The sequence below is a fragment of the Kocuria sp. HMSC066H03 genome (assembly GCF_001812045.1).
GTDB classification, from domain to species: domain Bacteria; phylum Actinomycetota; class Actinomycetes; order Actinomycetales; family Micrococcaceae; genus Kocuria; species Kocuria rhizophila.
Genome location: NZ_KV807505.1, coordinates 150,636 through 177,417, shown reverse-complemented (window position 1 = coordinate 177,417; position 26,782 = coordinate 150,636). Strand labels below are relative to the sequence as shown.

At 71.1% G+C, this 26,782-nt stretch carries 21 protein-coding genes and 1 riboswitch; of the genes, 11 read left to right on the top strand and 10 right to left on the bottom strand.

Annotated elements, in window-relative coordinates; all coding sequences use genetic code 11:
* Positions 1 to 216 precede the first annotated feature (216 nt).
* The 8 genes from HMPREF2833_RS02995 to HMPREF2833_RS02960 all read left to right on the top strand — a co-directional run bounded on the left by HMPREF2833_RS02995 (position 217) and on the right by HMPREF2833_RS02960 (position 10,896).
* A complete protein-coding gene (locus HMPREF2833_RS02995; RefSeq protein ID WP_070636662.1) occupies positions 217 to 1,692 on the top strand; it encodes an NAD-dependent succinate-semialdehyde dehydrogenase in 1,476 nt (491 codons plus the stop codon).
* A 90-nt stretch (positions 1,693 to 1,782) separates the two neighbouring features.
* Complete coding sequence (gene gabT, locus HMPREF2833_RS02990; RefSeq protein WP_070636661.1) at positions 1,783 to 3,126, top strand: 4-aminobutyrate--2-oxoglutarate transaminase; 1,344 nt, start codon at positions 1,783 to 1,785, stop codon at positions 3,124 to 3,126.
* A gap of 305 nt (positions 3,127 to 3,431) precedes the next feature.
* Positions 3,432 to 4,901, top strand: coding sequence for an amino acid permease (locus HMPREF2833_RS02985; protein WP_019310573.1), 1,470 nt, complete (start codon positions 3,432 to 3,434; stop codon positions 4,899 to 4,901).
* A 35-nt stretch (positions 4,902 to 4,936) separates the two neighbouring features.
* A complete protein-coding gene (locus tag HMPREF2833_RS02980; protein ID WP_070636660.1) occupies positions 4,937 to 6,529 on the top strand; it encodes an amidase in 1,593 nt (530 codons plus the stop codon).
* A gap of 274 nt (positions 6,530 to 6,803) precedes the next feature.
* Positions 6,804 to 8,438 (top strand): phosphoglucomutase (alpha-D-glucose-1,6-bisphosphate-dependent), encoded by a 1,635-nt coding sequence (pgm, locus tag HMPREF2833_RS02975; protein ID WP_070636659.1) that lies wholly within the window; start codon positions 6,804 to 6,806, stop codon positions 8,436 to 8,438.
* Between the two features lie 149 nt (positions 8,439 to 8,587).
* Positions 8,588 to 8,703: riboswitch (SAM riboswitch) on the top strand.
* Positions 8,704 to 8,714: 11 nt separating this feature from the next.
* Positions 8,715 to 9,077 (top strand): hypothetical protein, encoded by a 363-nt coding sequence (locus HMPREF2833_RS02970; protein WP_070636658.1) that lies wholly within the window; start codon positions 8,715 to 8,717, stop codon positions 9,075 to 9,077.
* A gap of 165 nt (positions 9,078 to 9,242) precedes the next feature.
* Complete coding sequence (locus HMPREF2833_RS02965) at positions 9,243 to 9,560, top strand: YrhK family protein (RefSeq protein ID WP_019310577.1); 318 nt, start codon at positions 9,243 to 9,245, stop codon at positions 9,558 to 9,560.
* Between the two features lie 220 nt (positions 9,561 to 9,780).
* Positions 9,781 to 10,896: a lipid II:glycine glycyltransferase FemX gene (locus tag HMPREF2833_RS02960; RefSeq protein WP_070636657.1), complete on the top strand. Its 1,116-nt coding sequence runs from the start codon at positions 9,781 to 9,783 to the stop codon at positions 10,894 to 10,896.
* Between the two features lie 141 nt (positions 10,897 to 11,037).
* Here HMPREF2833_RS02960 and HMPREF2833_RS02955 read toward each other — a convergent pair whose 3' ends face one another.
* The 4 genes from HMPREF2833_RS02955 to HMPREF2833_RS02940 form a co-directional block, all read right to left on the bottom strand.
* The gene (locus tag HMPREF2833_RS02955) at positions 11,038 to 12,573 is read right to left on the bottom strand and encodes an LTA synthase family protein (protein ID WP_070636656.1); all 1,536 of its coding nucleotides are present in this window, start codon (positions 12,571 to 12,573) and stop codon (positions 11,038 to 11,040) included.
* A 246-nt stretch (positions 12,574 to 12,819) separates the two neighbouring features.
* Positions 12,820 to 13,680: a metal-dependent transcriptional regulator gene (locus tag HMPREF2833_RS02950; protein WP_070636655.1), complete on the bottom strand. Its 861-nt coding sequence runs from the start codon at positions 13,678 to 13,680 to the stop codon at positions 12,820 to 12,822.
* A gap of 9 nt (positions 13,681 to 13,689) precedes the next feature.
* Positions 13,690 to 14,802, bottom strand: coding sequence for a hypothetical protein (locus tag HMPREF2833_RS02945; protein WP_070636654.1), 1,113 nt, complete (start codon positions 14,800 to 14,802; stop codon positions 13,690 to 13,692).
* Positions 14,803 to 15,047: 245 nt separating this feature from the next.
* Positions 15,048 to 15,902 carry a 3-hydroxyacyl-CoA dehydrogenase gene (locus HMPREF2833_RS02940; protein WP_070636705.1) on the bottom strand — a complete coding sequence of 285 codons (855 nt, stop codon included), beginning with the start codon at positions 15,900 to 15,902 and terminating at the stop codon, positions 15,048 to 15,050.
* A gap of 258 nt (positions 15,903 to 16,160) precedes the next feature.
* Here HMPREF2833_RS02940 and HMPREF2833_RS02935 point away from each other — a divergent pair, with 258 nt between their 5' ends.
* Positions 16,161 to 17,576, top strand: coding sequence for a uracil-xanthine permease family protein (locus HMPREF2833_RS02935; protein WP_083310918.1), 1,416 nt, complete (start codon positions 16,161 to 16,163; stop codon positions 17,574 to 17,576).
* Between the two features lie 238 nt (positions 17,577 to 17,814).
* Here HMPREF2833_RS02935 and HMPREF2833_RS02930 read toward each other — a convergent pair whose 3' ends face one another.
* The gene (locus HMPREF2833_RS02930; RefSeq protein WP_223246199.1) at positions 17,815 to 18,876 is read right to left on the bottom strand and encodes an enoyl-CoA hydratase/isomerase family protein; all 1,062 of its coding nucleotides are present in this window, start codon (positions 18,874 to 18,876) and stop codon (positions 17,815 to 17,817) included.
* 197 nt (positions 18,877 to 19,073) lie between these two features.
* The gene (locus HMPREF2833_RS02925) at positions 19,074 to 20,195 is read right to left on the bottom strand and encodes a TDT family transporter (protein WP_223246200.1); all 1,122 of its coding nucleotides are present in this window, start codon (positions 20,193 to 20,195) and stop codon (positions 19,074 to 19,076) included.
* A 197-nt stretch (positions 20,196 to 20,392) separates the two neighbouring features.
* On the opposite strand from HMPREF2833_RS02925, the gene HMPREF2833_RS02920 reads away from it, so the two are divergent.
* The gene (locus HMPREF2833_RS02920; RefSeq protein WP_070636652.1) at positions 20,393 to 21,295 is read left to right on the top strand and encodes a LysR family transcriptional regulator; all 903 of its coding nucleotides are present in this window, start codon (positions 20,393 to 20,395) and stop codon (positions 21,293 to 21,295) included.
* An 85-nt stretch (positions 21,296 to 21,380) separates the two neighbouring features.
* Here the strand turns inward: HMPREF2833_RS02920 and HMPREF2833_RS12320 are convergent, their stop codons facing one another.
* The gene (locus HMPREF2833_RS12320) at positions 21,381 to 21,719 is read right to left on the bottom strand and encodes a hypothetical protein (protein WP_141756154.1); all 339 of its coding nucleotides are present in this window, start codon (positions 21,717 to 21,719) and stop codon (positions 21,381 to 21,383) included.
* Positions 21,720 to 21,919: 200 nt separating this feature from the next.
* Between HMPREF2833_RS12320 and HMPREF2833_RS02910 the strand changes: the two genes are divergently transcribed.
* The gene (locus HMPREF2833_RS02910; protein ID WP_070636651.1) at positions 21,920 to 22,648 is read left to right on the top strand and encodes a hypothetical protein; all 729 of its coding nucleotides are present in this window, start codon (positions 21,920 to 21,922) and stop codon (positions 22,646 to 22,648) included.
* Between the two features lie 103 nt (positions 22,649 to 22,751).
* On the opposite strand, the gene HMPREF2833_RS02905 is transcribed toward HMPREF2833_RS02910, so the two are convergent.
* From HMPREF2833_RS02905 to HMPREF2833_RS02895, 3 genes are read right to left on the bottom strand one after another with little or no spacing between them, the layout of a single operon-like run.
* A complete protein-coding gene (locus HMPREF2833_RS02905) occupies positions 22,752 to 24,779 on the bottom strand; it encodes an ABC transporter ATP-binding protein (RefSeq protein ID WP_070636650.1) in 2,028 nt (675 codons plus the stop codon).
* Between the two features lie 32 nt (positions 24,780 to 24,811).
* Positions 24,812 to 25,828 (bottom strand): ABC transporter permease, encoded by a 1,017-nt coding sequence (locus HMPREF2833_RS02900; protein ID WP_223246201.1) that lies wholly within the window; start codon positions 25,826 to 25,828, stop codon positions 24,812 to 24,814.
* Positions 25,825 to 26,781, bottom strand: a complete 957-nt coding sequence (locus tag HMPREF2833_RS02895; protein WP_070636649.1) for an ABC transporter permease — start codon at positions 26,779 to 26,781, stop codon at positions 25,825 to 25,827. The genes HMPREF2833_RS02900 and HMPREF2833_RS02895 overlap by 4 nt, the downstream gene beginning before the upstream one ends.
* Between the last annotated feature and the right edge of the window lies 1 nt (position 26,782).

The following is a 26,782-nucleotide window of genomic DNA, read 5'->3' as shown; positions in this document are numbered from 1 at the left end:
TCGTGCGGGGTCACGGGCGAGCAGCACACGGGACCAGGACCAGGACCAGGATGACGTGCGTCACGAACCGGAACAATCGGCGCGCGGGCGTCGACCCCCTGGACAATGGACGGTTCGAGCCCGGAGCCCCTTGCGCCCGGGCATACGATGATCGCAGACAGCCCTGTTCCCAGAACCCAGAGTCCGCAGCGCACCCGAGCGCGTGAAAGGAATCAGATGAGCATCCACGACAAGGTTTCCGCCGTCCTCGAGGCCACGCCCAAGGGTCTGCTGATCAACGGCGAGTGGCGCGATGCGTCGGACGGCGGCACGTTCGACGTCGAGAACCCCGCAACCGGGGAGATCCTGGCCACGCTCGCCTCCGCCACCGAGGAGGACTCGCGCGCGGCCATGGACGCCGCCGCGAACGCCCAGGAGTCCTGGGCCCGCACGAGCACCCGCGAGCGCTCCGAGATCCTGCGCCGCGCCTTCGACCTGGTCCAGGAGCACAAGGAGGACCTCGCGCTGCTGATGACCCTGGAGATGGGCAAGCCGCTGAAGGAGGCCCAGGGCGAGGTGGTCTACGGCGGCGAGTTCCTGCGCTGGTTCTCCGAGGAGGCGGTGCGCCACTACGGCCGCTACGCGTCCACGCCCGAGGGCAACCTCAAGATGTTCGTGTCCCACAAGCCCGTGGGCCCGTGCCTGCTGATCACCCCGTGGAACTTCCCGCTGGCCATGGCCACCCGCAAGGTGGCCCCCGCGGTGGCCGCGGGCTGCACCATGATCCTCAAGCCCGCGCGCCTGACCCCTCTGACCTCGCAGTTCTTCGCCAAGCTCATGATCGAGGCGGGGATCCCCGCGGGTGTGCTGAACGTGGTGTCCTCCAAGTCCGCGTCCAACGTCTCGGACCCGATCATGGCGGACCCGCGCCTGCGCAAGGTGTCCTTCACGGGCTCCACCCCGGTGGGCAAGCAGCTCATGAAGACCGCCACGGACCACGTGCTGCGCACCTCCATGGAGCTGGGCGGCAACGGCCCGTTCATCGTGTTCGAGGACGCGGACCTGGACAAGGCCGTGGAGGGCGCCATGGCCGCGAAGATGCGCAACATGGGCGAGGCCTGCACCGCCGCCAACCGCTTCCTGGTGCACGAGTCCGTGGCCGAGGAGTTCTCGCAGAAGTTCGCGGCCAAGCTCAAGGCGCTCAAGCCCGGCAACGGCCTGGACGAGGACTCCACAGTGGGCCCCATGATCGAGAAGAAGGCCCTGGACTCCGTCACCGAGTTCGTCCAGGACGCGATCGAGAAGGGCGCGAGCGCCGTCGTGGGCGGCAAGCCCGTGGACGGGCCCGGCTACTTCTTCGAGCCCACCCTGCTCACCGGTGTGACCGAGGACTGCCGCGTGTTCCAGGAGGAGATCTTCGGTCCCGTGGCGCCCGTGATCACCTTCACGGACGAGGACGACGCCGTGCGCCTGGCCAACACGACCGAGTACGGCCTGGCCTCCTACGTGTTCACCGAAGACATCCCCCGTGCGCTGCGCATCGGCGAGCGCATCGAGTACGGCCTGCTGGGCCTGAACGTGGGCGTGATCTCCAACGCGGCCGCGCCGTTCGGCGGCGTGAAGGAGTCCGGCGTGGGCCGAGAGGGCGGTGCCGAGGGCATCGCCGAGTACACCACCGTGCAGTACATGGGCATGCCCTCCCCCTGGGCCTGATCCCGCACCTGACACCGCGGGCCCGATCCGTCCGCACCGCATCCCGCGGCGCAGCGACGCGCCGCGCACAGCACGAAAGGACCATCAGAGATGGCAGAGATCGAGTACCGGCTCCCGCAGAAGCGCGAGCTGGTGACCAGCATTCCCGGGCCCAAGTCCCAGGCGCTCGCCGAGCGCCGCGCACAGACCGTTGCCGCCGGCGTCGCCTCCTCCCTGCCCGTCTTCGCGGACGAGCTGGACGGCGGCGTGATCAAGGACGTGGACGGCAACCAGATGGTGGACCTGGGCTCCGGCATCGCTGTGACGTCCGTGGGTGCCTCCGCCCCCAAGGTGGTGGCGCGCGTCCAGGACGCGGTGGCCAAGTTCACCCACACGTGCTTCATGGTCACCCCGTACGAGGACTACGTGGCCGTGGGCGAGAAGATGGCGCAGCTGACCCCCGGGTCCTTCGACAAGCGCACCGCGCTGTTCACGTCGGGCTCCGAGGCCGTGGAGAACGCCGTGAAGATCGCGCGCGTGCACACCAAGCGGCAGGCGGTCGTCGTGTTCGACCACGCCTACCACGGGCGCACCAACCTCACCATGGCCATGACCGCCAAGGTGATGCCGTACAAGCAGGGCTTCGGACCGTTCGCCAACGAGGTCTACCGCGTGCCCATGTCCTACCCGTTCCGCGACCCCGAGGGCATGACGGGCGCCGAGGCCGCCAAGCGCGCCCTGACCATGGTGGAGAAGCAGGTGGGCGCGGAGAACGTGGCCGCCGTGGTCATCGAGCCCATCCAGGGCGAGGGCGGATTCATCGTCCCCGCCGAGGGCTTCCTGCCCGCACTGTCCTCGTGGTGCCGTGAGAACGGCGCCGTGTTCGTCGCGGACGAGGTCCAGGCCGGCATCGCCCGCACCGGCGCGTGGTTCGCGTCCGAGCACGAGGGTGTGGAGCCGGACCTGGTGACCTTTGCCAAGGGCATCGCGGGCGGCATGCCGCTGTCCGGCGTGGTGGGCCGCGCCGAGATCATGGACGCCGTGCACCCCGGCGGCCTGGGCGGCACCTACGGTGGCAACCCCGTGGCGTGCGCCGCGGCCCTCGGCGCGCTGGAGACCATCGAGGAGTGGGGTCTCGTGGAGCGCGCGCGGGAGATCGAGAAGGTCATCCGCGAGGAGCTCGGCTCCGTGGCGGAGTCCTCCCCCGTGGTGGGAGACCTCCGCGGCCGCGGGGCGATGATCGCGCTCGAGTTCGTGAAGCCCGGCACCACGGAGCCCAACCCGGACGCCGCCAAGCAGATCGCCGCGCGCTGCCTCGAGCAGGGCGTCGCGATCCTCACGTGCGGCACGTACGGCAACATCGTGCGCCTGCTCCCGCCGCTGGTCATCGACATGGACCTGCTGCGCGACGCCCTCGGCGTGTTCGCCGCAGCCATCCAGGAGGCCGGCGCCTGATCCTGCTGATCTGACGCCTCGTGCACCGCGGGCGGCCACCGGTTCTCCGGTGGCCGCCCGTTCGCGTGCCGCTCGCCTGCACGGCACGACGACGCCGCGCGGCCCGGACCTGCTGCGGCACCGCGCCCGGTCCGGCACCGTTCCACGGGGGCCGGCCCGGACCTGCGGCAACGGTGCAGATCCACCCGTGCGCCGCACGGCGTACGACGACGCCGCCCGCGCCTCTCGTGTGGTAAAACTCACCTATCCGCACCCAGACCCGGCCGTTCTGCGGGCCCCGTTTCCAGCAGTCGAGAGGACCAGCCATGAGCACCGGCAAGGCACCACAGGGACCAGCACCGGCCGGCAGCTCTGCCGCCGCGGGCGGGGACTCCCCCGAGATCACACACAAGGCGCTGCGCTCGCGCCACGTCACCATGATCACGCTGGGCGGGATCATCGGAGCCAGCCTGTTCGTGGGCTCCGGCAACGTGATCCGCATGGTGGGCCCGGCCGCGGTGCTCTCCTACCTGCTGGGCGGGCTGCTCGTGTTCCTGGCCATGCGGATGCTCGGGGAGATGGCGGCGTCGCGCCCCGCCGTGGGCTCGTTCATGGAGTACGCGCGCGTGGGCCTGGGCGACTGGGCCGGGTACTTCGTGGGCTGGCTCTACTGGTACTTCTGGGTGGGTGTGATCGCGTTCGAGGCCGTGGTGGGCGGGTCGCTGCTCGCGGGGTGGTTCCCGGCCATGCCCGTGTGGCTGGGGTCCGTGATCCTGCTGCTGATCTTCACGGGTACCAACCTGATCTCCGTGCGCTCGTTCGGGGAGGTCGAGTTCTGGCTCGCGAGCGTCAAAGTGGCGGTGATCGTCGCGTTCCTGGTGGTGGGCACCCTCTTCGCGTTCGGGCTCTGGCCGGGCGCGGACTTCTCGATCCCCAACCTGTGGCAGCACGGCGGCTTCGCACCGCAGGGTGGCTGGGCCGTGATTTCGGGCGTGGCCGTGGTGATCTTCTCCTACTTCGGCACGGAGATCGCCGTGATGGCGGCCGCGGAGTCCGAGGACCCCGCCAGGGGCATCCGCCAGGCCACCGTGACCGTGGTGTGGCGCATCCTGATCTTCTTCGTGGGATCCATCCTGCTGATCGTGACCATCGTCCCGTGGAACCAGTTGCCGGATCCTGACGAGCAGGCACCGTTCGTGTACGTCTTCGACCTCTTTGGCGTCCCCGGCGCGGAGATGATCATGAGCATCGTCATCTTCACGGCGGTGTGCTCCGTGCTGAACTCCGGACTGTATTCCGCAGCGCGCATGTTCTCCGCTCTCGCGGGCGAGGGCCTGGCTCCGCGCATCGTGGCACGGAAGTCCAAGAACGGCGTCCCCGTGGTGGCCGTGCTCGCCTCCACCCTGGGCGGCTACGCGGCGGTGTTCGTGAACTTCCTGGCCCCGGAGTCCGGGATCTTCGACTTCATCATGAACTCGGCGGGTCTCGTGGCCCTGTTCGTGTACGTGTTCGTGGCGATCACCCAGATGAAGCTGCGCTCTCAGATGAGCCCCGAGGAGCGCGCGAACCTGAAGCTCAAGATGTGGCTGCACCCGTGGCTCGGCATCCTGGTGATCGTGGCCGTCGCGGGGATCGTGGTGGTCATGCTGGTCTCGGACGATGCAAGCCGCACCCAGGTGTGGACGAGCCTCGTGGCCGTCGCCGTGCTCGCCGTGTTCTGGCCGCTCGTGCGCCGCAACCTGCGACGCCGCCGGGCAGCCGACACCGCGGCTCCCGCCGCGACGCCCACGGCCTGATCCGCCACCGCCCACCGACCGCCCGAGAGGATCCCGTGGCGCACTTCCCCACCCTGACCGAGACCGTGGCCGCCCTGCGCCACGGTGAGACCACGAGTGAAGCCCTGACCTCCGCGGCACTGGATCGCATCGATGCGCTGAACGAGCACCTGGGGGCGTTCGTACGCGTTGAGCGGGAGGCCGCCCTGACCTCGGCGCGCGATGCGGACCAGCGGCTGCGCTGCGAGGGCCTCCTCGAAGCCCCTCGGGCACCGGCATCCGAGCAGTCCGGCGGAACCACCCGGCACGGCGAAACACGCACCTCCGCGGTCCCATCCCGGGGCCACGCGGAGGCGGCCGTCCTGCGCGGCGTCCCCCTGTCCCTGAAGGACGGGCACGACGTCGCCGGGATGCCCACCTCGTGGGGCTCGCTGACCGCGCGCGGGGAGGACGGAAGCATCCCGCGGGCGGAACGCTCGGACGAGCTCGCCGCCACCCTGCAGGACAGCGGAGCCGTGCTGCTCGGCAAGACCCAGGTGCCCGAGTTCCTGCTCAACTGCTACTCCGAGAACCGGGCATACCCTCCAGCGCGCAACCCCTTTGCCCTGGACTGCTCGGCGGGCGGCTCCTCCGGTGGCCAGGCCGCCGCTGTGGCCGCTGGCATCCTCCCCGCGGCCATCGGCTCGGACGGCGGCGGTTCCGTGCGGATTCCCGCCGCGGCGTGCGGGCTCATCGGGCTCAAACCGAACCGGGGCAGGGTGCCCAGCAGCGACGCCCTGTCCAACGTCGGGCAGCTGGGGGTCAACGGACCCATCACCCGCACCGCCGCGGACGCCGCCCTGCTCCTGGACGTGCTGTGCCACACGCCGGGCCGCGAGCGGATCGACCGGCCCGTGGTGGCCGTGCCGGAGCCCTCGTTCGCCGCTGTTGTGGAGCGCGCCCGGGCGGGAGACCTCCCCTGGGGAGACCGCCCCCTGCGCATCGGCGTGAGCACGGCCTCGCCCTTCGACGCCACGTACAAGATCACGGTGTCCCCGGAGGCGCGGGCCGCGCTGGACGAGGGGATCCGCGCGCTCGAGGCGCTGGGCCACACCGTGGAGGATGCTGACATCCACTACGACCCCGCCTACCCCGAAGCCTTCTCGCGGCTGTGGACCACTGCCATGGGCCAGCTGCCGCTCGACGGCGCCGAGCACCTGCTCACCGGGCTGGCCCGCTCGTTCCGCGAGCGTGCCCTGTCCCGCACCGCGGTGGAGCTCGCGGACGCCTTCGCCGTGCTGCGCGGGATCGAGGCGGACCTCATCCGCCAGTTCTCCCGGTTCGACATGATCCTCACGCCGGCCCTGGCCATGCCGCCACGGCCGGTGGGGTGGTTCCACGAGGGCTTCGACATCGCGGATCCGGCGGGCGCGGACCAGGACTACAGGCGCCAGTGCCAGTACACGCCGTGGACATCGGTGGTGAACGTGATCGGGCTGCCCGCGATCACGGTGCCCACCACGTGGCGCATCCCCGAGACCGGCGGATACCCGGGCCCGGTGCCCATGGGCGTCCAGCTCGTGGGGCGCGCGTCCGGTGAGGCGCAGCTGCTCGCGCTGGCCGCCCAGCTGGACCCGCCCACGACGCCGCACGCGCACCTCGTCGCCTGAGCGCACCCGCCCACGGAGGGCCGCAGCCCGGTCCGGCGCCCGCCCACCGGTCTGCTGACGGCCCACCGGTCCTGGGCTCCGCGGTCACACCGACGGCGCGGCCCGGTCTGCGCAAGGGCTCGTGGCGTCCACGCCGCGCCGTCTCCCCGCGGGCAACGGCGGTTCGGCGCGGGAGGTGGCCGCGCGGCGTCGTCGTCCGCCGGGGCGGGGGCGGGGCCCGAAACCGAGCGGCGCACGGCCTGACGGGGCGCGCTTTCGGGACTAGGTTGGTGGCATGACCAACCGTGCGGGCACCGTTGCCCAACCCAGTGACCTCGTGGACATCGACGACCTCGTGGCGGCGTACTTCGACCGCACGCCGGATGCCGGGAACCCGGACCAGCGGGTGGTGTTCGGAACCTCCGGGCACCGCGGTTCCTCGCTGAAGACCTCGTTCAACGAGGACCACATCGCTGCGATCACGCAGGCGATCGTGGAGTACCGCGCCGGGCAGGGCATCACCGGCCCGCTGTTCATGGGCAAGGACACCCACGCGTTGTCCGGGCCCGCGCAGGACACCGCGCTGCAGGTGCTCGCCGCCAACGGTGTGCGCACCCTGCTGGACTCCCGGGACGGTTTCACGCCCACCCCGGCGCTGTCCCACGCGATCCTCACGTACAACGCGTCCGGGCCCGAGGACCGCGCGGACGGGATCGTGATCACCCCGTCCCACAACCCGCCCACGGACGGCGGTTTCAAGTACAACCCCCCGCACGGCGGCCCCGCGGACACGGACGCCACCGGGTGGATCGCGGACCGCGCCAACGAGCTGATCGAGGCGGGCCTGGAGGGCGTGCGGCGCGTGCCCCTGGAGGAGGCGAAGGCCGCGGAGACCACCGGCACGTTCGACTTCCTGGACAGCTACGTCTCCACGTTGCCGGAGATCATCGACCTGGACGCCATCAAGGCCGCGGGGGTGCGCATCGGCGCGGACCCCATGGGCTCGGCCTCGGTGGCGTACTGGCAGGAGATCGGCGAGCGCTTCGGGCTGAACCTGGAGGTCGTGAACCCCACCGTGGACCCGCAGTGGGCGTTCATGACCCTGGACTGGGACGAGAAGATCCGCATGGACTGCTCCTCCCCCTCGGCCATGGCCTCTCTGATCGGGGCCCGGGACAAGTACGACATCGCCACGGGCAACGACGCGGACAGCGACCGCCACGGCATCGTGACCCCGGATGCCGGGCTCATGAACCCCAACCACTACCTCGCGGTGGCCATCGACTACCTCTACCGCACGCGCGACGGCTGGCGCGGTGACGCCGGGGTGGGCAAGACCCTGGTGTCCTCCTCGATCATCGACCGCGTGGCGCAGTCCCTGGGTCGCCGCCTAGACGAGGTGCCCGTGGGCTTCAAGTGGTTCGTGCCGGGTCTGCTGGACGGCTCCATCGGCTTCGGCGGGGAGGAGTCCGCCGGTGCCTCGTTCCTGCGCAGGGACGGCTCCGTGTGGACCACGGACAAGGACGGCATCATCCTGGCGCTGCTGGCCGCGGAGATGACCGCCACCACCGGCACAACCCCCTCCCAGCGCTACCGGGAGCTCACGGAGCAGTTCGGGGACCCCGTGTACCAGCGCATCGACGCCCCGGCGAACCGCGAGCAGAAGGCGGCGCTGAAGAAGCTCTCCGCGGAGCAGGTCACCGCGGACACCCTGGCCGGTGAGCCCATCACCGCCAAGCTCACGGAGGCCCCCGGCAACGGTGCGGCGATCGGCGGGCTCAAGGTCACCACGGAGAACGCGTGGTTCGCGGCCCGCCCCTCCGGCACGGAGGACGTCTACAAGATCTACGCGGAGTCCTTCAAGGGCGAGGAGCACCTGAAGCAGGTGCAGCAGGAGGCCAAGGCTCTGGTGGACTCGGTCATCGGCTGAGGGCCGTGGTGCGGGCCTCCCGCACCCGGCCTGCTGCGCAGGGGCCGCCGAGCGGTACGGGGTTCTCCCGTGCCGCTCGGCGGCCCCTCGTCGTGACCGAACGGCGCAGACGCTTGTGCGTGTCGGAGCGCTGTGCTGTGATGTTCCCGGATCAAGAAGCCCGACCATCAGCCCTCCGGCTGGTCGGCTGGCAACCGGTTGTTCGCACCCGGTGCCCCCGGAGGAAGATCCGCCGCCCGGCACCCGCCGCGCGGAAGTCTGCGAAAGGTCACCATTATGAGCAACTCTGCTCCCACTCCCGAACACCCGTGCGTCCACGCGGAGGGACACCCCGTCTGCCGGAGCTACCACCCGGGGCACAACGCTCACTACATCCAGGCCCGCCTGGCTTCCGGGAACCAGGACCGGTGGGTCCGGGTGGACCTGGGCGCCCCGCACGGGAACACGGTGCAGGCCACGTTCCCGGACGGCAGCACCCGGACCTGGTGGTGCCACGACCCCGCGCTGCTGGAGCGGTTCCACACGCTGCAGCACAGCGGGGCCGCGGCGTCGTTCGATCCTGGGACGTCACTCGCCACCGTGCCGACTTCACAGGGCAGGCTCGCCCTGCTGCACCCGGCAGTGGTCGAGGGGCAGTGACGCCCTGGGCATGGGAAGGGGAGGACACCGGCGGCGAGCACGCCGCGTGCTGAGCCGCCGGCTCCTCCCGTAGGCTGGTCGGCCGGTGGTGCGCGCCGCAGGCGTGACCCACCGGCCGTTCCCGCCGGCCCGCCCGGTCTGCGCCTTCGTGAAAGGAACCGAGCAGTGACTCCCTCCGCCAGCGCCACCTCCGACTCCCTGTCCAGGGCCGCCAAGCCGATCGAGGTCCGTGTGGGGCACCGCGAGCTGGTCATCCGTGGCCGGTACGAGACCCTGTCGATCGTCAACGACATCCTGATCGGCCTGATCTTCCTGGTGGGTTCGATCCTCTTCTTCCAGGACGCCACCGTCTACGCCGGGACGTGGCTGTTCGTGCTGGGCAGCGCACTCATGCTGGTCCGACCCAGCATCCGGATCACCCGGCGGGTGCACCTGCAGCGCATCGCCCCGGAATCAGCACCGGAGGACTCGCGCGACTTCTGACCCGCCGCGCGGACCGTCCCGTGACCCGAACGTCCTGCGGGGCGCAGGCGTAGGCACGTTCCACCGGCTGCTGCCACTGGACACGCCGTCGTCACATGGGAACACGCCGCACGGGTGATGTTGCGGGTCGGTCAGGTTGGCTATCTAATGAGGATCGACCCCCGCGACCCCAGGACGATCCCTCGCAGCGGGGGCAGACACTCAAGGATGAGCAACCCGCATGAGGCACACCCACGCCCAACCGGACCCCCGCACACTTCTCGGCCCGTCCAGCGTGCTGCAGGCCGAGCCCTGGCAGCACTTCCAGGCTGGTCTCTCGCGACGCACTCACACTCTTGACGGGGCCGGGTGGCACGCCCTCGTCGTCGAGGAGCGCTCCCGGGCCGGGGTGGTCTGGTACACCCCGTACGGCCCGGTCCTGGCGCACCCCGAGCTTCTGCCGGAGGCGCTGCGCGAGCTGCGGTACGCCGCGCATGATCACTCCGTGGCGTGGTTGCGGGTGGAGCCGCAGATGCCGTCCCCGGTGGGCACGGCCTTCGCGGCAGCCGTGCAGCGGCAGAACGCCACGGCACCGGCGATCGCCGCGGGTCTGCGCCGGCTCGGAGCGCGGCCGTCCCCGCGGGACATCCAGCCCGCGTACACGCGCTGGGTGGATCTCACCCGCGAGCCGGAGCAGATCCTGGCCGCCATGACGGGCACCAACCGCAACCTGTGGCGGCGCCACCGGGACAAGGGCATCACCCTGGCCTCGGACTCCCACCCGGACGCCGCCGAGGCGGTGATCGAGCTGCAGCACCGCACCGCCGGGCGCAAGGGGTTCACGGCCCACAGCGAGGACTACCTCCGCACCGCCGCCCGCAGCCTGGGCGCCACGGGCAACTCCACGGCCTACACGAGCTCCGTGGACGGCACCGTGGTCAGCGCGCTGCTGACCTACGACTCCCCCACCACCCGGATCTTCGCCCACTCCGGCATGGACGCGAGCATGCGCAAGCTGCGCCCCAACCAGCCGCTCATCGCCCAGGCGCTGCTCGACGCCGCCGAGCAGGGTCTCGCGATCGGCGACCTCTTCGGGATTGCCCCGTTGAGCGATCCCACCCACCCGTGGACCGGGTTCAGCGCGTTCAAACGCTCCTTCGGCGGTGCGGACGTGGCCCTGGGCGGCACGTGGGACGTTCCCGTGAGCAGCCCCCGCTACACGGCCTACCGCGCCGCCCGCCGCGCCCGGGACGAGGCCGGCTCTGCGCGCACGCGCGCCCGGGAGACGACCGGCCGCATCCGTGCCGGGCTGGCCGGCGGGATGCATGCGGCGGAGGGGACACCCAGCGGGGCGTAGCCCCGCGAGCAGTGTCGTCCAGCGCCTCGGACCACGCGGCGGGCACCACGGGGTCCGCCCCGGGGACTCGCGTCCTGGCGGCCCTGTGCGGCCCGCGAGCCGGATCCCGCTGCCGGGCGCCCCTCCGGAGAGGTCAGGGGGTCATCCCACCGGGTTCTCGGGGTCCCACGCCCGGGAGTAGAAGTCCGCGGAGCGCGAGTCCAGCAGCTGCTGGTACTCCTCCGGGTCCATCGCCTGCGCCGAGCCCTGGGGAGGCTCCTGCTGCCGGACGGACGTGCCGAGGCCCGCAGCGCCGTCGTGCACCGAGAGGCCCGCCGCCTCCAGGAGGGTGGGGTACATGGACAGCTGGTCCGCGCCGGCCCGCAGGGGCTGCCCGGCGGTCTCGCCCGGGATCCACACGCGGTTGAACACGGTGCGGTTGGGGTGGTGGTCCAGCTGCTCGTGGAAGGCGTCCCCCGCGCTCATGTGCTTGAGGTGGTCGCCCATGATCACCACGGACGTGTCCTCCAGGTAGCCCTGGGACTTCATGTGCTCCACGAACCCGGCCACCTGGGTCATGGAGCACGCGAACACGGAGGTCACCTGGTTCTGGGTGTCCACGTCGCACGAGTCGTAGACGTGGACGGGTTCGTGGGTGTCCAGGGTCAGCATGGACAGGTTGAACGGCTGGCCCGTGCGCTCGGACTCGGCGTGCAGACGGTCCACCTCGTCCTTGGCGTGGGCCATGAGCCGCTCGTCGCTCAGGCCCCAGTCGCTGCGGAAGTTCTCCGCGGGCTCGCCCGCCGCGCGCCAGTCCTCCAGACCCTTGTCCTCGGTGTAGCCGTGGCTTCGCAGGAACGTGTCCTTGCCCGCGAAGGAGGAGTTGGCCCCGCCCAGGAACGTGTTCGTGTACCCGTGGTTCTGCAGCACGTCCCCCAGGCAGGTCACGCCGCCCAGGTACTGCTCCTGCCCGGCGCCGATGTCGGCGGAGCCTGCGTCACCCGACTCCTTGAGCGGGATCCCGCACTGCGTGGAGGCGATCCCGGCCATGGTCCAGCCACCGCCCTCGTACTGCTGGAAGTCCTCGACGCTGCGCCACCCGTCCTCGGGCCGGGTGACGTCCTCGAGCGGAGCGAAGGCGTTCTTCTCGAACAGCTCGTCGTCCGCGAGCGTGGCCTCCCCGGACTCCAGGTAGATGACCACCATGTTCCGCTTGTCCGCGTCACTCGTGATGGTGGGCTGGACGTACTTGGAGCCGATGTCGTGCGGGGACTTCACGGCCTTCACGTACTGGGGCAGGTCCACCGCGGACGCGAAACTCGTGCTCCCGGCCACGAACACCGCCGCCACGGTCACGGCGGAGGCGGAGCGCACGACGCCGCGGGGCGGCCGGGTGCCGTGCTCGCGTCGTGCTCTGCGGAGCCACGCCCGACGCGCGAGGGCGATGCCCACGGTGACCAGGACGGGAAGGACCCCGATGACCAGCACGGAGATCCACACCACGGACCCGCCGCCACCGTCCGTCTGCACGGACATCAGGTTCATGCGCATCTGCCCCACCGAGATCTGGCCCCAGTAGTGCCGGATGATCCCGCCCGCCGCGAGCAGGGTGAGCCCCAGCCAGATCAGGCCGTAGCACAGCCCGCGGCCCGTCCAGCGGCCCAGCCGCCTGCCCACGCGCAGAAAACCCTCGGACATGTCTGGACCTCGTGTTCCTGGATCATCCGGTGCCAGTCCGCACCGCCGCGGCCCGGGCATGGTGTGCCGCCGCGTTCGCGTTCGTGTTTCTTCAAGGGTAGGACATGTTCCGGTCACCTGCTGTTCACCTTGAGGGCCCGCGACGGCGCCGGACATGGCAGGGGAACCCACTGTCCGGGGAGGCGACGGCCGGTCCAGCGCGAGGCTGACGCTGTCCGCGGCCGGCCCGGGGAGCGTCCGTTCCGGTCAGCTCGCGTGGGTGAGCGCCTGCACCCAGACGGCCTCCGCCACGAGGATGCCGAGGTCCACAGCCTCGCCACCGGGCGCGTCCGTCCCCGCGGTGCCGGTCGGTCTCCGCATGTGCCGAGCGGCGGGCGAGCCGCCCCCCGGAACGCGAGTGTCCGGCGCGACGGAGCAGCTGTCCCCCGGCAGGTCCGTATCCCCCGTGACGGGCGAGCCGTCACCGAGAAGGCCACCGCCCGGCGTCGTTCCCCCTGCGGCCACGCGCACCCGCACCGTGGCGCTGCGGGCCGGACCCGGGAGCACCCGCAGCACCGCGCCCGGCCGGATCCCCGCGTCCGCGAGCACCCGCAGGGTCTCGGGACTCTCGTCCGAGACGCGCGTGACCCGAACGGGCTCCGGGCGGGTCACGTCCGCGAGCGGAACGGCCGGGGCGGGGGTGACCACCCCGTCCCGTGAGGGGATCGCGTCCCCGTGCGGATCCTCGGACGGGTGGCCGAGCTTGGCGTCCACCCGGTCGATGAAACGGTCGGTGACGGCGTGCTCAAGCACTTCGGCCTCGTCGTGGATCTCGTCCCACGCGTAGCCCAGCTCGGTGGCCAGGAACATCTCCAGGATCCGGTGGCGGCGCACCATGTGCACGGCCACGTCACGCCCCTGCTCGGTGAGCTCCACGACCCCGTACGCAGGCCGGGTCACCAGGCCCTGCGCGGTGAGCTTCTTCAGCGCCTCCGAGACGGTGGAGGCCGCCAGGCCCATGCGCGCGGCCAACGAGGTGGTGGTCACCCGCTCCGGCTCCCACTCGCCCAGCCGCCAGATGGTCTTCAGGTAGTCCTGGGTGGACGGGCTCAGCTCTGCGGGGTGCACGGGTTCAGGCTAGCGGCCCGTGGCGCTCAGCGCGGTGTACTCGTCCCGCACCTGCAGGCCCGTGCGGACCTCGTCCAGCGCGGGTTCCAGGAACGTGGTGCGGTAGGTGGCGTCCGTGCCAATGCTCACGATGAAGTTCAGGGCGCTGAACGCGGCCAGGACCAGGCAGACCTGCACGAGGGGCTTGGTGAAGGGCAGGGACGCGAACACGCCGCCGAAGGACTCCGGCGGGCTGCCGATCCACTGCGTGGCCGTCACGGGAGACACCGAGAGCACCCCGAATACCACGTAGAACACGAACACCACCACGCCCAGCAGGGTCACCTGGATGAGGCTGATGAGCACGCACATTGCGGTGATGTTGACGCGTTCGGAGAACCGCAGGTCCCGGGCCCCGGAACGGTCGTCGTACGTGCGGATGATCTGGGAGATCTCGTCCCGGGCATTGAGGGTGGCGAGCGCGATCCCCAGGGCCGCCATGACCCCCACGATCGCCCACGTGCGTCCCATGGACAGCTGCGCCACCACCTGCCAGATCTCCGCGTTGAAGAAGGAGAACAGCAGCGCGAGCATCAGGATGGGCAGCACGCGGCCCACCATGGACCCCAGGTGGCTGAGCTCCCGCGCCGCCCGGCGGAACGCCCACATGGTCACGGTGCCCACGCCCAGGTAGGAGCCGAGCAGCACCACGGCCAGGAGCACGAGCGTCTCCGCGAACCCGGACCCGCCACCCACCGGGCCCAGCCAGGGCAGCAGCATCAGGCCCACCACCGCCAGGACACCCACCACCGTCCGCACCATCGGAGGGCACCACCGCAGGAGCAGGCTCGCGAGCCACCACACCACGGGGAAGCTGAACATCACCAGGGTGCCCACGCCGAGGGCCACCAGTACGTCCTCGGAGGGGTGCTCCAGCTGCGCGGGGGTCAGCCCGCGCGCGGCGGCCTCCATCAGGGTGTCCCCCAGCAGGAGCGTCAGGACCCCCAGCAGCGCGGGGGCACTGCGGCCCAGCAGCCCCTGCAGCCGCGCTCGAGGTTCCAGCACGAGGGGCAGGCCCATGCGTCGCAGCGTGGTGCGGAGATCTTCGAGCCGGGACCCGGGGCGGTGCAGGTGGCTGGGCATGTGGTCATTGTGGCGGAGGGTGCGCCGGGGACGCGGCAGCGGCGCGGTGACCACACCGCGCAAAAAGGCGGGGCTCGCGGTTCACGGATCCCGGGGTGGGACCCTCCGGAGGTATGCAGTATGGGACCCTCCGGAGTATGCAATAACGGAGCAAACGCAGAAAATGGCGCTCAGATCTGCACTTGCTCCGTTATTGCACGGCGTAGGCAGTGGCCGTGCGCGGCTTGGTGCCGGGGCACCACCACTCACTCGTACGTGTAGAACCCCTGCCCCGAGCTGCGGCCCATGTGGCCCCGGTCGATGAACTCCCGCTTTACCCGCTCCGCCACCCGCTGGGACTCCTCGGTTCCGGCGTTCATGTTGATCTGGTAGTAGGTCTCCATGCCCACGTGGTCCAGGATCTGGAACGGGCCCAGCGGCGAGCCGGTGGCTGTGCGCCAGGTCCGATCGATGTCCTCCGCCTGCGCGATGTCGTTGACCCACAGGTGCGACGCCGCCGTGAGGAACGGGACCAGCAGGGTGTTGAGGATGTAGCCCGCCTGCTCCTTCTGGATGTGGATCGGCACCATCCCGATCTCCTCCGCGAACTGCAGGACAGCCTGCACCGCCGCAGGGTCCGTGCCGGCGTGGCCCATGACCTCGCCGGTGTTGTTGCGCCACACCTCGTTGGCGAAGTGCAGCGCCAGGAACCGCTCCGGGTGGCCCGTGGCCTCCGCGATGTCGCTGGGCAGCAGCGTGGACGAGTTGGTGCAGAACACCGTCTTGGACGGCGCCGCCTCCCCGATCTGCGCCCACACCTTCTTCTTGAGCTCGAGGTTCTCGGGGACCGCCTCGATCACGATGTCCGCGTCCGCGAGCGCCGCCGTCAGGTCCGTGGTCCCGCTCAGCCGCGAGGTGGCGGCCTCCAGCTGCTCGGGCGTGGCCGCCATGTCCCGCGTGTACAGCAGGGACAGCTTCTCCCACTTGCCGGGCAGCGCCCCGACGATCTCCTCGCTGATGTCGTACACGGTCACGGTCTTGCCGAAGTACGCCGCCTGGAACGCGATCTGCGATCCGAGCACCCCGGATCCGATCACGGTCACGCTGGTCAGTTCAGCCATGATGTCCTCCCCCACTCCTGTGTGAGTCACGCTCGCGCGAGTCGGCCTCCCGCGGGCCCGGCGGCCACGGGCGTGGCCCCCGTCACTCACCCTACTCGCCCGTAGATTTGACGCCAGGGGCCGACGACGCCGCACGGCCACCTCCCCCGGCCCCCTCGCCACCGCGCGTGGGCCCCCTCCCCACCGGTCGGGCCTCCCCGCCCGCGCACTAGAATCCTCGGGGCGGCACCCACGGCCCGCCCAGGACAAGGAGCACCCATGAGTTCGCCGGTTTCCCCCGACCACACCCCGCCCACGCGCCACGAGCAGCACGAGCCGAGCGGGCGGAACCGGAGCGGCGGCGTCGTCGAACGCCTGGGCCTGAACTGGCGGCTGCACGGGGACGGCAGGCACGTGGCACCCGGGGACGTGGTGACCCCGCGGGAGCGGCTGGCGTGGCCGCGGACCATCTCGATCGGTGCGCAGCACGTGGTGGCGATGTTCGGCGCCACGTTCCTGGTGCCGCTGCTCACGGGCTTCCCGCCGGCCACCACGCTGTTCTTCTCGGGCATCGGCACCGTGCTGTTCCTGGTCATCACCGCGGGGCGGGTGCCCAGCTACCTGGGGTCCTCGTTCGCGTTCATCGCGCCGATCACCGCGTCCGTGAACCAGTACGGCCCGGGTGGCGCGCTCGGCGGCGTGATCATGGCTGGCTCGGCGCTGTTCCTGATCGGCGTGATCGTGCAGGTCGCGGGCACGGGGTGGCTGCAGAAGCTCATGCCCCCGGCGGTCACGGGCACCATCGTGGCGCTGATCGGCTTCAACCTGGCGCCGTCCGCCAAGGAGAACTTCACGGCCGCGCCCGTGACCGCGCTGGTCACGCTGGGCTCGATCATCCTGATCTCCGTGCTGTTCCGGGGCCTGCTGGGCCGGCTGTCCATCCTGCTGGGCGTGGCCATCGGCTATCTCACTGCGGTGCTGCGCGGCGAGGTGAAGTTCGACGCCATCCAGGCCGCATGGGAGCAGCAGGGACTGTTCGGGCTGCCGCAGTTCCAGGCGCCCGAGTTCCACCTCAGCATGGCCGGGCTGTTCATCCCCGTGATCCTGGTGCTCGTGGCGGAGAACATCGGCCACGTGAAGTCCGTGGCGCTGATGACCGGGGACAATCTGGACCCCTACACCGGCCGCGCCATCATGTCCGACGGCCTGGCCACCATGATCGCGGGCGCCGGGGGCGGCTCCGGCACCACCACGTACGCGGAGAACATCGGCGTCATGGCCGCCACCCGGGTCTACTCCACCGCCGCGTACTGGGTGGCCGCACTCGTCGCGATCCTGCTCAGCGTGACCCCCGTGTTCGGCGCGGCCGTCGCGACCGTTCCGCAGGGTGTGCTGGGCGGCGCGGCCACCGTGCTCTACGGCATGATAGGCATGCTGGGTGTGCGGATCTGGGTGCAGAACCGCGTGGACTTCTCCAACCCGGTCAACCTCACCACCGCGGCGATCGCCATGATCGTGGGCATCGGCGACTACACCTGGTCCGTGGCCGGGCTCGACTTCGCGGGCATCGCCCTGGGCACCGCCGCCGCCCTGATGGTCTACCACCTCATGGCGGCCATCGCCCGCGCCCGCGGCTCGGTGGGCTCGGACCCGCTCACCCCGGACACCTCGCAGAGCCCGTCGCCGCTGGGCTGACCCCCTCGGCACGACGACGCCGCACGGCCAGCTCCGCGCGAAGCCTCACCATGCGGGCGCGGACCGGGTCACGACCCGGAGCCCGGGCAGGCCAGCACCGTCACCACCCGGTCGAGCCCGCAGGCCCGGACACGGGCGTGCGCCGGACGTGACAAGGCACAGCGGCAGCGACACGCAGCACGACGCCCCGCACACGTCCTCGTGTGCGGGGCGTCGGCGGCTCAGGGATCCGGGCAGCTCAGACCCGGATGGGCAGCTCCGATTTCTCGGACACCAGGGCGCGAATACGGTCCTCGTCCACCTCGGCGGCGGTGGCCGGTTCCCACTGCGGGTTCTTGTCCTTGTCCACCACCATGGCGCGCACCCCCTCGATGAAGTCGTGGCCCACGGCGGTGTCCTCCGCCATGCGCAGCTCGCGCTCCAGGCAGGAGACCACGTCGTCGTCCTCGGAGCCCTTGGTGAGCAGCTCGAACACGCGAGCGAGCGAGGTGGGGCTCATGCCGTCCAGGTCCGAGCCCGCATTGCGCACGACCTCCTCCAGGGTGTCCGCGCCGTAGGTCGCCACGATCTCGTCCCAGCGGGCGACGAGCTCGGACTCGGGGGCGTCCTTCGAGTACTTCTGCACGGCGGCATCCACACCATCGGTGGTCACGGTCTGCACGAACGCGTCCACGTCCGAGGAGTCGATGAACACGTCCGCCAGCCCCAGCGCAATGGCATCCGCTCCGGTGATCCGCACACCGCCCAGCCCCAGGTACCGGGCCACGGCGAGGGACTCGCGGCGGGCGGCGTCATCGTCGATGGCGGCCCCGGCGCCGCGGGTGACGCGCGGCAGGAAATAGCTTGCCCCCACGTCCGTGAAGAAGCCGATCGCAGTCTCCGGCATGGCCATGACCGTGGTCTCCGTGACGATCCGGTGCGAGCCGTGGACCGAGAGACCCATGCCGCCGCCCATCACGATCCCGTTCATCATGGCCACGTACGGCTTGGGGTAGCGGGCGATGATCGCGTTCATGGAGTACTCGGTGCCGAACGCGTCCCGGATCTCGTCCTCGTGACCCTCCAGCGCGGCGGTGCGCACCTCCTTGATGTCACCGCCGGCGCAGAACGCCTTGGGCAGCTCGGAGCGCACGACCACCTCGGTGATGGCGGGATCGTCACGCCACATCTGCAGGGCGTCCACCAGCTGGTGGTACATGCTGCGGTTCAGGGCGTTGAGCGCCTTGTCACGGGTGAGGGTCAGCAGTCCGGTGTGCCCGACGATCTCGGCGCGGACGAGGGATTCTTCGGTGGCCTTCATGATCCCCATGCTAACGAGCCGGACCTGAACGTGTCGCGGCGGTCACATCGACGCGCCGCGACGCCGCTCGGGGTCGGCAGGCAGAGGCCCGTGGCCGCGTCGGCGACGTGGGCCCCGGGCCTGGCGTGCGGCGTCGTCGTCCCCCGAGCCCGACGACGCCGCCCCCTCCCCCGCGCGCCCTGCGGTCGCGGTGGGTGTCAGGAGGCGGTGCGCGGAACCCGCTCCTCCGCGGCTTCCTCGGTGGTGAACAGGTAGGCACGCACCGCGCGGATCGTGGCGACCGTGCACAGGGTCCAGGTGCACAGCAGAACCAGGCACACAGCATCCGAGGCGATGCCGAAGGCACGGACGCCCGTGCCGCCCTCGAGCCCGTGCAGGCCCAGGCAGACCGTGCCGATGGGGAACGTGAGCGCCCACCAGCCCGGCGAGTACGGCATGCCCTGCCGGAACCCGCGAACCGTCATGACCGTGGCCCACACGATCAGCGGGACGCCGCAGCTCAGCATCACGATCCCGTAGGCGTTCGCCACGTGGACCAGCATGCCCGTGTCGTCCGGGAGGACGAAACGCTGCGCCTGCACCGCGATGGCCTGCGCGGCGGCGGTGGACTGGCCCACCACGCCCAGCGGGATCCACGCGCTCGTGGAGGCGGCCAGCGGCAGCGGTGCCACGCGCCAGTGGTGGTGGTAGGCCACGGCGAAGACCACCAGGCCGAGCACGAGCGCCAGGAAGAAGCACGCCACGGTGGTGATCACCAGCAGCAGCTGACCCTCGCGGGTGGCCAGGTGCAGCACGAGGGCCGAGCCGGTGGTCGCGGACACCATGGGAGGCACGATCGGCAGGCCCCACGTGGTGGTGGGCGCCCCCACGTCCCGGCCGATCAGCCGCACCGCGAAGCCCAGCGCCGTGAGGATCCCGAGCACCGTGCCCACGGTCCAGAGCACCCCGTCCACCGCCCAGGCGGCCGGGGCGAGAGAGGGCCAGTGCGCGGGCACCACGGTGGCGGTGGCCGACCCCAGGGACAGCACACCCATGGCCACCATGCCCCACGTGGCGAGCACCGGGAGGTCCCGGATGGTCCCCGCGAGCACCGCCGGGCGGCGCACGATCCGCAGCCCGAACGCCGCGGTCAAGCCCATGAAGATGAGCCAGCCGATCACCAGCAGCACCACCGCGAGCGCCTGGGCACCGGGAAGGTCCCCGCTGAGCGTCTGCGTGAGGGTCGCGGCAATGCCGGTGCCCATGAGAGAGCCGTACCACTGCGGGCCGGCGGGCGGCAGCGGGAGGGCGTTGACCGCGGATTTCTTCCCGGGTGCCACCGCGGATGCGCTGCGAGAGACGTTCTGGGGCCGGGTCGGGCTGGCGGTCCGGGCGGTGGGGGTTTCTGCGTTCGCGGAGGCGGGCGCGGGCACGGGCGCGGCAGCGGGCTGGGAAGGGTGGATCATCACTCCAGAATGCGGCTGTCACTCTTACCCCGGTAGCCCTCGATCCCGTATCCGGGGCATATCCTGCGGATATGTCTCAATGGCCGGATGTGGCGGCGCTCGAACTGCTCGTGGCGGTCGCGGACCACGGCAGCCTGGCCGCCGCGGCCCGCGCCGTGGGCACCGCCCAGCCCAACGCCAGCCGGTCCATGGCACGGCTGGAGCGCTCGGTGGGGGTTCCCCTGCTGCACCGCTCCACCCGCGGCTCCACCCTGACCCCTGCCGGCCTGCTGGTCACGGACTGGGCTCGGGACGTGGTGGCCGCGTCCCGCCGGCTCGTCGACGGCGCCGCCCTCCTCGCGCAGGACACCTCCCGCTCGTCGTCGCTGCGGGTGTCCGCGAGCCAGACCGTCGCGGAGCACCTGCTCCCCCGGTGGCTCGCGGAGATGCGCTCCGCCCACCCGGAGTCACGGGTGCGCGTCACGGTGCACAACTCCCACGAGGTGGCCCGGGACGTGCTGCGCGGTGCCGCGGACGTGGGGTTCATCGAGGCGCCCGCGCCCCCCTCCGGACTGCACCACACGGTGGTGGCGCGGGACGAGCTCGTGCTCGTGGTGCCGTCGGGACACCCGTGGGCCTCACGGCAGGACCCGGTGACCACCGCCGAGCTCACCACCACACCGCTCATCACCCGGGAGGCCGGCTCGGGAACGCGCATGGCTCTGGACGAGGCGCTGGGCCGGCCAGTGACCTCCCTGCTGGAGGTGCCCAGCAACGCCGCCGTGCGGGTCAGCGTGCAGGCCGGCTCCGGGCCGGCGGTGCTCAGTCGACTGGCGGTGGGCGACGCGGTGGCCGCCGGAACCCTGGTGCAGGTCCCCACCGTGCTGGACCTGCACCGCGAGCTGCGCGCCGTGTGGCACGGTCCCCGCCGGACGCAGGGCCTGGCGTCGGAGCTGATTGCGGTGGCGCGGCGTGCGAGCCCGCCGGACCCGTGACGGTGCGAAGGCGCTCCCCTCGGCCTTCCCCGGAAGCGGGAGCGTCTGAGGAGAAGATCTGACCGCGGAGCGCGAGAAAATCCCGTCAGAACCTCTCCTCACGCGTCACCTTCGGTGGATCACGGAAAGGCCCTCCATGAGCGATGAGTATCCTCCCCGGCGTGTGCTGGCGGATTTCCACGCGGCCGCCCGAGACGGTCAACGGGATGACAGTGCTCCCCACGTCTTCGGTGCCTGGGCCTCCGGGACCAGCCTGGCGGTGGTCTACGCCCATCCAGACTGCTGGGGGCGAGTCCTCGGACTTTTCCGCGCGTGGCCTCCCCACTGCATGGACGACGATCCAGCCACCAACGGTGGGGGCATCTACACCGAGATCATGGAACCTCCCGGGCGGGCCGTTGACGACGCCTGCCAGGACGAGCACGGGATCTGGTGGATGGGGGATCTGCCGGACCGGAGCACCCCGACGGTGCCCGATGCCTCAGCTTTCGGGTGGCGCTGATCCCCTGAAGTACCGGGGCCCCCAGACTGTCGGGTCACAGCTCTCTGCGGCCGCGGTCGCTTGACGGTCCTGATCAACCCGTTGCTCTTGCCCCCTGCCCTTCGGCCGGACATGATCACCCCATGGCCTCGCTTGCAGTGCACTACGACCTCGACGACGCGCAGCTCCCTGATCTTCCGGGCGACGACGACATGACGGGGCTGATGATCGACCACACCGAGCTGCTCGGGTGGAGCCAGGGTTTCGATCCGGAGGACCGGGACTCCTGGACGTGGCAGGTCAACGAGGTGACCCGGGTCAGCAGTGCCACCGGCCTCACATACTCGATCCAGGTGAGCCTTCCCCACGACCGGGCGGTCCGTGCCCCGTGGGCGGGCATCACCACGGGCGCGCACACCCTGCTGGAGCGATGGGGGCTCGGGGACCCCGCGGGGTACTCCTTCGGGTTCGATGCGGCGGACACGGCGCTCCGGCAACCCACGGGTCTCGAGTTCGTCGATCGCCTGCCCGCCTCACCGGAGGTCTCCGTGGGCGTCAGTCTCTTCGCGGCGCTGGAGCGGCCCGGCGGCGTCGATCTGCTCGACACCCTGCTGGCCGAGGCGCGCGACCTGATGATCGGGCCGTCCTCACCGCAACGAACAGGGGTGACGCTGGAAACGGTCCCCGCACCGCTCCCCGAGTTCCAGGGCACCCCCTGGAAGCATGTGGCAACCGTGGACACCCGGCTCCGAGAATGGAGCCCGCTCGTGGTCGGAGCACTGGCCAGCACGGTCATGTTCACAGCGCAGGAGCTGCGAGTGCCGGGCCCCCTGATGGTGCACCTGCACAGGAGCATCACCCCCACGACGTGAGGTTCCGCCGCTCGGGGAGGCGCCAGCGTGTGAGGAGAGGATCTGACCGCAGATCCCGACGGAATCCCGTCAGAACCTCTCCTCACGCGTCACGGGCGTCTGGTCAGCTCGCGTCCTCCAGCGTGGGCACGTGGCGCAGCAGTGCCTTGGTGTAGTCGTGCTCCGGGTGGCGCAGCACGGTGTCCGTGGGGCCGTAGTCCACGAGCTTGCCCTTCTCCAGCACCGCCAACTTGTGCGAGATGTGCCGGGCCAGCGCGATGTTGTGGGTCACGAACAGCATGGCCAGCCCGCGTTCGTGCTGCAGCTCGCGCAGCAGCTCGATCACCGAGGCCTGCACGGACACGTCCAGCGCGGAGGTGATCTCGTCGCACACCAGCAGCGAGGGGGCGTTCACGAGCGCCCGCGCCACCGCGGCGCGCTGCCGCTCACCGCCCGAGAGCTCACCAGGCCGGCGGTCGATGTAGCTGCGCCCGAGCCGCACCGCATCCAGCGCGTCCGCCACGGCCGCCCGCCGCTGCGCGCGGGACATCCCGCCCGTCATCTGCAGCGGAACCTGCAGCGAGTTGCCGATGCTGCGCCGTGGGTTCAGGGACGAGAACGGCGACTGGAACACGTACTGGATCCGCCGGCGCTGCTCGCTGGTACGGCGCCGGGTGCTCGGCGCCAGCACCTTTCCGTCCAGCAGCACCTCCCCGGTGTAGCCGTCGTTGAGACCGGCCACGCTGCGGGACAGCGTGGTCTTCCCGGACCCCGACTCCCCGAGCAGCATGGTGGTCTGCCCGGCCTCCAGGTCCAGGCTGATCCCGTCCAGGATCACCGCGGACCCGTACGCCATCCGCAGGTTCCGCACGCTCACCACGTGCGCGTGCTGCCCACCCGCGCCGACGACGCCGCCCGCGCCCCGTGCGCGCACCGCCGCACCGGTTCCGGGGTGGCCGGCTCTCGCTGTCGCCGCGGGCGTTGACCCGGCAGCCGGTTCGTGCTCACCGCTCGCACGGTCCCGGGTGCGCGCGTCCTCGGACCCGCTGGGGTCGTCGGACGTCCGGTCGGAACCGGTCAGGGGAGCCGCCGTACTGTCCGGGTCCCCCGGTGCGCCCGCCCGGTCCGAGGCGGGGCGGGCCCCGTCCGGAGCCGGGGCACCCGGGGGCACCGCGGCGTCGTCGCCCGCAGTGGTGGAGGGAGTGCCGGGTGCGGACGCAGCGGCCTGACCGGGAGCGGCCCTGCCGCGGTCCCACGGGGCGCGCACCGAAGCCTCCGGGCTCACCGCGGGTCCACCACCCATGTCTCGGGCGCCGCGCATGTCCGGCACGGCGTCCAGGAGGGTGCGCGTGTACGGGTGCTCGGGGCGGTGGAGGACGCGCTCAGCGGGGCCGTGCTCCACGATCTGGCCGTGGAGCATGACCGCCACGTCGTTGGCCACCTGCGCCACCACGGCGAGGTCGTGGGTGATGTAAAGCCCCGCGACGTCGTGCTTGGTGGTCAGCTGGTAGACGGTCTTGAGCACGAGGTCCTGCGTGGCCACGTCCAGACCGGTGGTGGGCTCGTCCAGGATGATCACGGCAGGGCGGCACGCGAACGCCATGGCGATGCCGATGCGCTGCTGCTGACCGCCCGAGAGCTCGTGCGGGAACCGGCGCTGGTACTCGCGGGTGCCGGGCAGACCCACCTCGGAGAGCACCTCGGCCACGCGGGCGTCCCGCTCGCCGGCGTTGCGGCCGAACTCGTGGGCACGCAGCACCTCGTGGATCTGCTCACCCACCCGCAGCGAGCCGTTCAGGGAGAGCGCAGGATCCTGCGGGACGTAGGCGATCGTGCCGCCGCGCAGCCTGCGCATCTTCTTCTCGGACAGCGTGAGCAGGTCCACGGAGTTGCGGTGGAAGCGCGAGGCCCCTTCCTCGAGCCGCACCGTGCCGCCGCGCAGCTCCAGACCGGAGCGAAGGTGGTTCATGCACGCGAGCGCGGCGGTGGTCTTGCCGGATCCGGACTCGCCCACGAGCGCGAGGATCCGGCCCGGGTGCAGGGTGAAACTGACGTCGTCCAGGATGAGGTCCCCGCCGGTGACCCCGAGGTCCAGGTGGGACACGGTGATCGCGGTGTCCACGGTGGCACGGGGAACGGTGGTGTCGCGCATCCGGTTCCGTGCTTTGTGCTCCGACCTTCTCATCAGGCGCCCTTCTTCGCGGTGGTGCGGACACGGCCCGCGGAGGCAGTGGCCACGGCGTCGGCCAGCAGGTTGGTGCCCACGGTGAGCACCGCGATCGCGATGACGGGCAGGAGCACCCCCCACGGCTGCAGGGACAGCGCGATCCGGTTCTCGTTGATCATCAGGCCCCAGTCCGGGGTGGGTGGCTGCATGCCGAGTCCCAGGAACGACAGGGAGGCCACCGCACCGATGGAGTACGTGAGCCGCAGGCCCACCTCCACCATGAGCGGACCCATGATGTTGGGCAGCACGTCGCGGCCCAGGATCTTCCACTGCGGCACCGCGTACATCTGAGAGGCCAGCACGTAGTCCTCCGCCACCACGCCGGCGGTGGCGGAGCGGATCACGCGGGCCACCCGGGGTGCGTGGGTGATGCCGATGACCAGCACGAGCACCCACCCCTGGGGGCCCAGGACCGTGACGGCCAGCAGCGCGAACACGAGCTGCGGGATGGCCAGCAGCACGTCCCCGGAGCGCATGATCACGGCGTCCAGCCAGCCGCGGCGGAACGCGGCGAGCATGCCCAGCACCGCGCCGATCCCCACGCCCAGCACGGTGGCCAGCGCCGAGTACAGCAGCAGCCTCCAGCCGCCCTCCAGGAACCGGGAGAGCACGTCACGGCCCAGGTTGTCGGTGCCGAACACGCCCGGCTGGAACGGCTTGCCCGCGAAGGAGTTGGACCCGTACCCGGTCCACGCGGGCACCACGAACGGCCCGAGCAGCGCCACGAGGAGCACGAGGCCCGTGAGCACGAAGCCCAGCTTGGCCGTGGGCTGCTGCACCACGCGCCGCACGAAGGACACGGGCCGCGCATCACCTCGGGACTCGCTGTGCCCGAAGTCCTGTGGTGCACCGCCGTCCGGTGCGCCGGCGCCCCCGGGGGTCACGGCAGGGTCTGCGGCCACGGCGACGTCGTTCGCGGCCGTGGTGCCGCCGGTCTCCTGGGGCGGGACACCCGCCCTGTTCTGCGCGCTCATGAGCGGGACTCCGTCCGCAGCTTGGGGTTGGCGAGGATGCCGATGACGTCCGCGATGAGGTTCACGACCACGTAGAACGCGGCGATGATCATGGACAGCGCCTGGACCACCTGGACGTCACGGTTGTTCACGGCGTCCACCATGGCCTGGCCCAGTCCGGGGAAGCGGAAGAGGTACTCGACCACCACGATGCCCCCGGCCAGCCACGCGAGCTGCATGGCCACCACCTGGGCCACGGGGCCGATCGCGTGGGGCAGGGCGTGCTTGAAGATCACCTGGTGCTCCGGCAGGCCCTTGAGCCGGGCCATCTCCACGTACCCGGAGTCCAGGACGTCGATCATGGTGGTGCGGGTCATGCGGATCATGTAGGGCACCACCACGAGCACCAGGGTCAGGGACGGCAGGACCAGCTGCAGCGGGTAGTCCCACACCTGCATCCCCGGGGCCGCCATGGTCACGGAGGGCAGCAGGGTGAACACCGTGGTGGAGAGCAGGGTGGTGAGGATGACACCGATCACGAACTCCGGCAGCGCCGCGAGCACCAGGGAGAAGCCGGTGAGCGCCTGGTCCGAGGCCCGGCCCTCGCGCATCGCGGACCACGTGCCGAGCAGCAGGCCCACGGGGATCGCGATCACGGCCGCGATGACCATGAGCACCATGGAGGCGGAGACCTTGCTGGCGAGCAGCTCGTTCACCGAACCACCCGTGGCCGCCGAGGTGCCGAGGTCACCCACGAACAGCCCGCCGAGCCACGTGAGGTAGCGGGTGTACCAGGGGTCGTTGAGCTGCAGCTGCTCGCGCAGCGCGGCCAGCCGCTCCGGGGTGGCCTGCTGCCCCAGGATCGCCTGTGCGGGATCACCGGGGAGCATGAGGGTGAACGCGAACACCAGCAGGGACACTGCCAGCAGCACGAAGACCGAGACTGCCAGCCGTTTGAGGATCATGGCGGCCATG

Coding starts and splice junctions, on each gene's coding strand:
- HMPREF2833_RS02970 (WP_070636658.1), top strand. CDS start 8,715: ATGAGCAACTCTGCTCCCACTCCCGAACACCCGTGCGTCCACGCGGAG.
- HMPREF2833_RS02935 (WP_083310918.1), top strand. CDS start 16,161: ATGAGTTCGCCGGTTTCCCCCGACCACACCCCGCCCACGCGCCACGAG.
- HMPREF2833_RS02900 (WP_223246201.1), bottom strand. CDS start 25,828: ATGAGCGCGCAGAACAGGGCGGGTGTCCCGCCCCAGGAGACCGGCGGC.
- HMPREF2833_RS02985 (WP_019310573.1), top strand. CDS start 3,432: ATGAGCACCGGCAAGGCACCACAGGGACCAGCACCGGCCGGCAGCTCT.
- HMPREF2833_RS02930 (WP_223246199.1), bottom strand. CDS start 18,876: ATGAAGGCCACCGAAGAATCCCTCGTCCGCGCCGAGATCGTCGGGCAC.
- pgm (WP_070636659.1), top strand. CDS start 6,804: ATGACCAACCGTGCGGGCACCGTTGCCCAACCCAGTGACCTCGTGGAC.
- HMPREF2833_RS02945 (WP_070636654.1), bottom strand. CDS start 14,802: ATGCCCAGCCACCTGCACCGCCCCGGGTCCCGGCTCGAAGATCTCCGC.
- HMPREF2833_RS02955 (WP_070636656.1), bottom strand. CDS start 12,573: ATGTCCGAGGGTTTTCTGCGCGTGGGCAGGCGGCTGGGCCGCTGGACG.
- HMPREF2833_RS02995 (WP_070636662.1), top strand. CDS start 217: ATGAGCATCCACGACAAGGTTTCCGCCGTCCTCGAGGCCACGCCCAAG.
- gabT (WP_070636661.1), top strand. CDS start 1,783: ATGGCAGAGATCGAGTACCGGCTCCCGCAGAAGCGCGAGCTGGTGACC.
- HMPREF2833_RS02895 (WP_070636649.1), bottom strand. CDS start 26,781: ATGGCCGCCATGATCCTCAAACGGCTGGCAGTCTCGGTCTTCGTGCTG.
- HMPREF2833_RS02960 (WP_070636657.1), top strand. CDS start 9,781: ATGAGGCACACCCACGCCCAACCGGACCCCCGCACACTTCTCGGCCCG.
- HMPREF2833_RS02920 (WP_070636652.1), top strand. CDS start 20,393: ATGTCTCAATGGCCGGATGTGGCGGCGCTCGAACTGCTCGTGGCGGTC.
- HMPREF2833_RS02910 (WP_070636651.1), top strand. CDS start 21,920: ATGGCCTCGCTTGCAGTGCACTACGACCTCGACGACGCGCAGCTCCCT.
- HMPREF2833_RS02940 (WP_070636705.1), bottom strand. CDS start 15,902: ATGGCTGAACTGACCAGCGTGACCGTGATCGGATCCGGGGTGCTCGGA.
- HMPREF2833_RS02905 (WP_070636650.1), bottom strand. CDS start 24,779: ATGCGCGACACCACCGTTCCCCGTGCCACCGTGGACACCGCGATCACC.